Here is a 4,824-nt window from a genome sequence, read left to right as displayed (position 1 = left end):
ACAATCGCCCCACCCAACTCGTCAAACAAGTTCAGACGCGTGACACTAGGTGCCCGGTTGAGCCCCAGAGGTGGTTTCGATGCGACGCTCAGGGCCGCGTCAGGCCTGTGATCGGCGACGGTCAGGCCGGCGCGTCGCCGTCGCCGGGATGGTCGGCGGTGTCGTGACGCTCGCGGCGGTCGCGCCGCAGGGGAAGCTCCGCGGTGCGGTCGCCGGCGTCGCCGCGGCCGTCGACGTCATCGTTCGAGGCGGTCTCAGACGCCCGCTCCCGCGGCTCGCGCTCGTAGCCGGGCCCCCGCCCGCCCTCCTGCCTGTGCGGCGGGTGGTGGCCGAGTTGATGCTCGACGAACTCGCCGACGGCGCCGACGCCGTCGTCGTCACTCGCGTCGACGCCGCCCGGGGCGAAGCGGTACGTGTTGTTGCCGATCATGAACAGGATCCACAGGCCGATGACGCCCCAGACCGCCACGACCCACAGGGGGCGGGTGAGGTCGACGCCGCCGAAATAGGCGATCGAGCGCACGGCGTCGACCCCCGCGCCGTTCGGCAGGTACGGGCCGACCGAGCGCCACGGCTCGGGCAGCACGTCATAGGCGAACGCACCGCCGGCGGAGGGGTTGCCGAGGATGACGAACAGCAGGATCGCGAGGCCCACGCCGAGCGAACCGAATGCCGACGTCAGGCCGAACGTGAACGTGCTGACGGCGAAGACGAGCGCCATGCCCATGGCGGACATCTTCCAGAACGGGCCGGGCAGCGCGTCGAGCATGTGCTGCGCCACCAGGGTGCCGACGATGCCCGAGAGCACCGCGTACGCGGCGAACAGCAGCAGACGCATGCGCGCCCCGATGGCGGTGTGCGAGCGGTTGCCGACGACGGTCGTCATCGACGCGGGAAGCAGGTAGGCGCCGACCATCCAGGCGAGGACGAGATAGAACGCGGCGGTTCCGCGGGCGTCGTCGGGCGCAGCCTTGACGACGTCATGCGTGACGAGGCCGCGCTTCGCGTTCTGTGACGTCTTCGTCGCGACGGTCTGCGCCACCTGAGCGCGCGAGGCGCCTTGAGCCGAGGCGTAGTAGAGCGTGTCCTTCGGGTTCTTCTCCGTCTTGCTCGGGTTGAAGACGTAGACGCCGACGGCCCTGTCCTTCTTCACCTGCTCGATGGCGGCCTTCTCGTCGGTGCTGATCGTCGCGAGCACGGGCTGACCGGCGATGGCGTTGAGCTTGTTCGCAATGTAGCCGGCGTTGCCCTCGGTGTGGCTGACGACGATGAACGGCGCCTTCTTCGCCTCCGGCTTGCCGAAGGCACCCATGTACGACAGCCCCATGAGGCCCTGCACGAGCACGCACATGAGCGCGAGCACGATGAGGCGGGGGGCGAACTGACGGATCTGCTCGCGAGCGGTGGTCTGTGCAGGAGCAGACTCGTCGAGACGCTGCGCCATGGGCTTCCTCCGAAGGACGGGATGCGGGCGGTTTGGTGGGGGCCAGCCGCTCGCGTCGCGGCGAGCTGCCGGGCCTTGGTTCAACCGTACTTGCCCAGGCCCCATCCAGTGACACTACACCTGTAGTGTCACCCGGAGGAAATCGCAGAACCCAGACAGATTTCGCTTGGCACTCACGCCGTGCGGCGCGCCACAACAGGACGCGACCGCTCTCGTCCTCGGCCTCGCCGCCCGCCTCAGCCGGCGGCGAGGAGCGCCGTCACCAGCTACGCGGGATGTTGCGCAGGTTGGAGCGGCCCATCGCGACGGCCTCGCCCGCACCGCCGTTGAGCACGATGCGCGACATGGCCGTCGCGAACCCGAACACCTGGTCGCTCGTGATCTTCGGCGGGATCGACAGTGCCATCGGGTCGGTGACGATGTCGACGAGGCTCGGGCCCTTGTGCGAGAGCGCCTCGGCGTACGCCTTCTCGAGGTCCTTCGGGTTCTCGACGCGGATGGCGTGCCAGCCCATCGCCTGAGCGATGGCGGCGTAGTTGACCTCGGGCACGTCGACGCCGAAGTCGGGCAGCTTGTCGACGAGCATCTCGAGCTTGACCATGCCGAGCGTCGAGTTGTTGAACACGGCGAGCGTCAGCGGCAGGTCGTAGGCGCGTGCCGTCAGCATGTCGCCCATGAGCATCGACAGGCCGCCGTCACCGCACATCGCGACGACCTGGCGGTCGGGATGCGCGAACTGGGCGCCGATGGCCTGCGGCAGCGCGTTGGCCATCGAGCCGTGCAGCATCGAGCCGATGAGGCGGCTGCGGCCCGTCGGCTGGATGTAGCGCGCGGACCACACGTTGCACATGCCCGTGTCGGCGGTGACGATCGCGTCGTCCGCGAGGGCCTCGTTGAGCAGCGACGCGGCGTACTCGGGGTGGATGGGGGTGTGCTTCTCCACCTTGCGGGTGTAGGCGCCCACCGCCTTGTCCATGAGCTTCTCGTGCTTCTTGAGCGTCTTGTCGAGGAACTTCGAGTTCTTCTTCTCCTCGACGAGCGGCAGCACGGCGTCGAGAGTCGCCTTGACGTCGCCCTGGATCGGCAGGTCGACGGCCGTGCGGCGGCCGAGCACCTCGGCGCGCGCATCGATCTGCACGGTGCGCGTGTCGGGCAGGAACTGGTCGTACGGGAAGTCGGTGCCGACCATGATCATGAGGTCGGCGTCCTCGATGCCCTCGGCGGCGGCGCCGTAGCCGAGCAGGCCCGTCATGCCGACGTCGAACGGGTTGTCGTACTGCACGAAGTCCTTGCCGCGCAGCGAGTGCCCGACGGGCGCCTTGGCCTTGCTCGCGAGCCGCATGAGTTCGTCGTGTGCCCCGGCGGCACCGGCGCCGGCGAAGATGGCGACCTTCTCCGCCGCGTTGATCTCGGCGGCAAGCTTCTCGACGACTCCGGCCGACGGCACGAGCACGCCCGGCTCGGGCAGGGCGACGGGCGTCACGTCGGAGGTGGCGGGCTCGTCGGCGATGTCACCGGGCAGCGTGATGACGGAGACACCCTTGAGCGTGACGGCGTGCTGGATCGCCGCTTGCACGACGCGGGGGCTCTGCACGGGCGTCGAGATGAGCTCGGAGTAGACGCTGCACTCGGTGAAGAGACGGTCGGGGTGGGTCTCCTGGAAGTAGTCCTGCCCGATCTGCGCACTCGGGATGTGGCTCGCGATGGCGAGCACGGGCGCGCCGGAGCGGTTCGCGTCGTAGAGGCCGTTGATGAGGTGCAGGTTGCCCGGGCCGCAGGAGCCCGCGCAGACGGCGAGTTCGCCCGTCACCTGCGCATCGGCGGAGGCGGCGAAGGCGGCGACCTCCTCGTGGCGCACGTGGATCCAGTCGATGCCGCCCTTCGCGCTGCCGCCGGTGCGGCGCACGGCGTCGACGATGGGGTTGAGGCTGTCTCCGACGATGCCGTAGATGCGGCGCACACCGGCGGCCTGGAGCTGGGAGACGATCTGTTCGGCGAGCTTCATCGAGCTGACTCCTCCGGCGGCACCTGCCGCCTCGTTCGTGAACACGTTTGATTTCAGTCAAGTACGCGCGGCAGATCCCGTCAACGAGTTTGCGATGTGAACTCTGGCATCCGCCACCGACAACCCCGTCATTCCGCGGTTTTCGACACCTTGCGGCACCTGTCGACGTGACGAAAGAGGCATTCGCAGGCACCCTGCCGACAAGGTGCACGCCGCGCGTCACGCCTCGACGATGTTCTGGCCCAGGTATCTCCCCGGACGCGGGGCGCTCGGCAGCAGGTACACACCGGAGCCGATGGGCGTCGTCCAGGTGTTGAGGAGGTCGGCCTCGGCGAGGCGGCGCTGGATCGGCACGAACTGCGCGGCCACGTCGGCGCAGAACGCGACGAAGATCAACCCGCGGTCGCTCGTGCCGTCGGCGCGCGCGTCCTCGTAGTTATAGGGGCGGCGCAGGATGCGCTCCCCCGTCTTCGCCGGCCGCGCCCGCGGCACGTGCGCCGCCGGGTTGATGACGCTGAGGCCGAGCTCGTCGGTCTTCTCCAAGTCGATCGGGTCGTGCGGTGACGCGCCCGTCAGCGGGGCACCGTTCGTCAGCCGCCTGCCGATCGCGTTCTCCTGGGAGGCACGATCGAGGGTCTGCCACACGTCGACGTCCATGCGGATACGGCGGATCACCATGCCGGTGACGCCCTCCATCCACGGCGCGGCGGTGGTGGCGGCGTTCCACACGCGGTCGGCCTCGTTGCCGTCGACGTTCGGCTGCTCCTGCCCGTCGAGCTGGCCGAACAGGTTGCGCGTGACACCTGCATCGCTCGGGCGCGCGCCGGCGTGGAAACCGCGCTGCTGCCAGCGCGGCGTCGCGATGCCCTTGAGCGCGCTGAAGAGTTGCGTCGCCGCGTGACTCACCCCGACGGGGTTGGCCGCGTCGATCTGGATGACGAGATCCGTCTGATCCCAAGGCTTCTCGAACCGATCGATCGGCATCGTGGGGATCGGCGCGAGCCACGACGGAGCCTTCGCCCTCATGCCGCGCAGCGTGAACACGCGCGGCCCGAGGCCGACGGCGATCGCGACGCCGCCGGCATCGAACGCGAGTTCATGCGCGACGTCGGGCAGCGGCGTCGACCCCGCGACGAAGCGCGACGCGGTGTCGTCGACGACGACGAGCGCACGACGCAGGTCGTCCTTCATCGCATCGCGCGCGAGGTCGAGGCCGATCCAGTGCGCGTGCGTGCCGGGCTGCGTCGTCACACCCGACTGACGCGGCGCACCGCTCGGCACGTGCCAGCGCGCCGGATGAGCCGACGCGCTGGCACGCGCGCCCTGAGGGGCCGAGGCACTCGAGGATCCCGAACCTACCGCCCCAGAACCTGGC

At 69.4% G+C, this 4,824-nt stretch carries 3 protein-coding genes; all 3 read right to left on the bottom strand.

The window, feature by feature from the left end; all coding sequences use genetic code 11:
- Positions 1-121: 121 nt before the first annotated feature.
- Positions 122-1,444 carry an ABC transporter permease gene (locus AX669_RS02620; protein ID WP_062256379.1) on the bottom strand — a complete coding sequence of 441 codons (1,323 nt, stop codon included), beginning with the start codon at positions 1,442-1,444 and terminating at the stop codon, positions 122-124.
- Between the two features lie 259 nt (positions 1,445-1,703).
- A complete protein-coding gene (locus AX669_RS02615) occupies positions 1,704-3,449 on the bottom strand; it encodes a pyruvate dehydrogenase (protein ID WP_062256381.1) in 1,746 nt (581 codons plus the stop codon).
- 219 nt (positions 3,450-3,668) lie between these two features.
- Positions 3,669-4,824: Dyp-type peroxidase (locus AX669_RS02610; RefSeq protein ID WP_231729375.1), on the bottom strand; the 1,156-nt coding region annotated here is incomplete at its 5' end.

The sequence above is a fragment of the Dermacoccus sp. CCH2-D9 genome (assembly GCF_001556795.1).
In the GTDB taxonomy this organism is placed as follows: Bacteria; Actinomycetota; Actinomycetes; order Actinomycetales; family Dermatophilaceae; genus Dermacoccus; species Dermacoccus nishinomiyaensis.
Note: the sequence above shows the minus strand (reverse complement) of the source record. Positions and strands in the feature narration are given on the sequence as shown.

Excerpts from the sequence above, each read along its gene's own strand:
- AX669_RS02615 (WP_062256381.1), bottom strand. The coding sequence starts at position 3,449 with ATGAAGCTCGCCGAACAGATCGTCTCCCAGCTCCAGGCCGCCGGTGTG.
- AX669_RS02620 (WP_062256379.1), bottom strand. The coding sequence starts at position 1,444 with ATGGCGCAGCGTCTCGACGAGTCTGCTCCTGCACAGACCACCGCTCGC.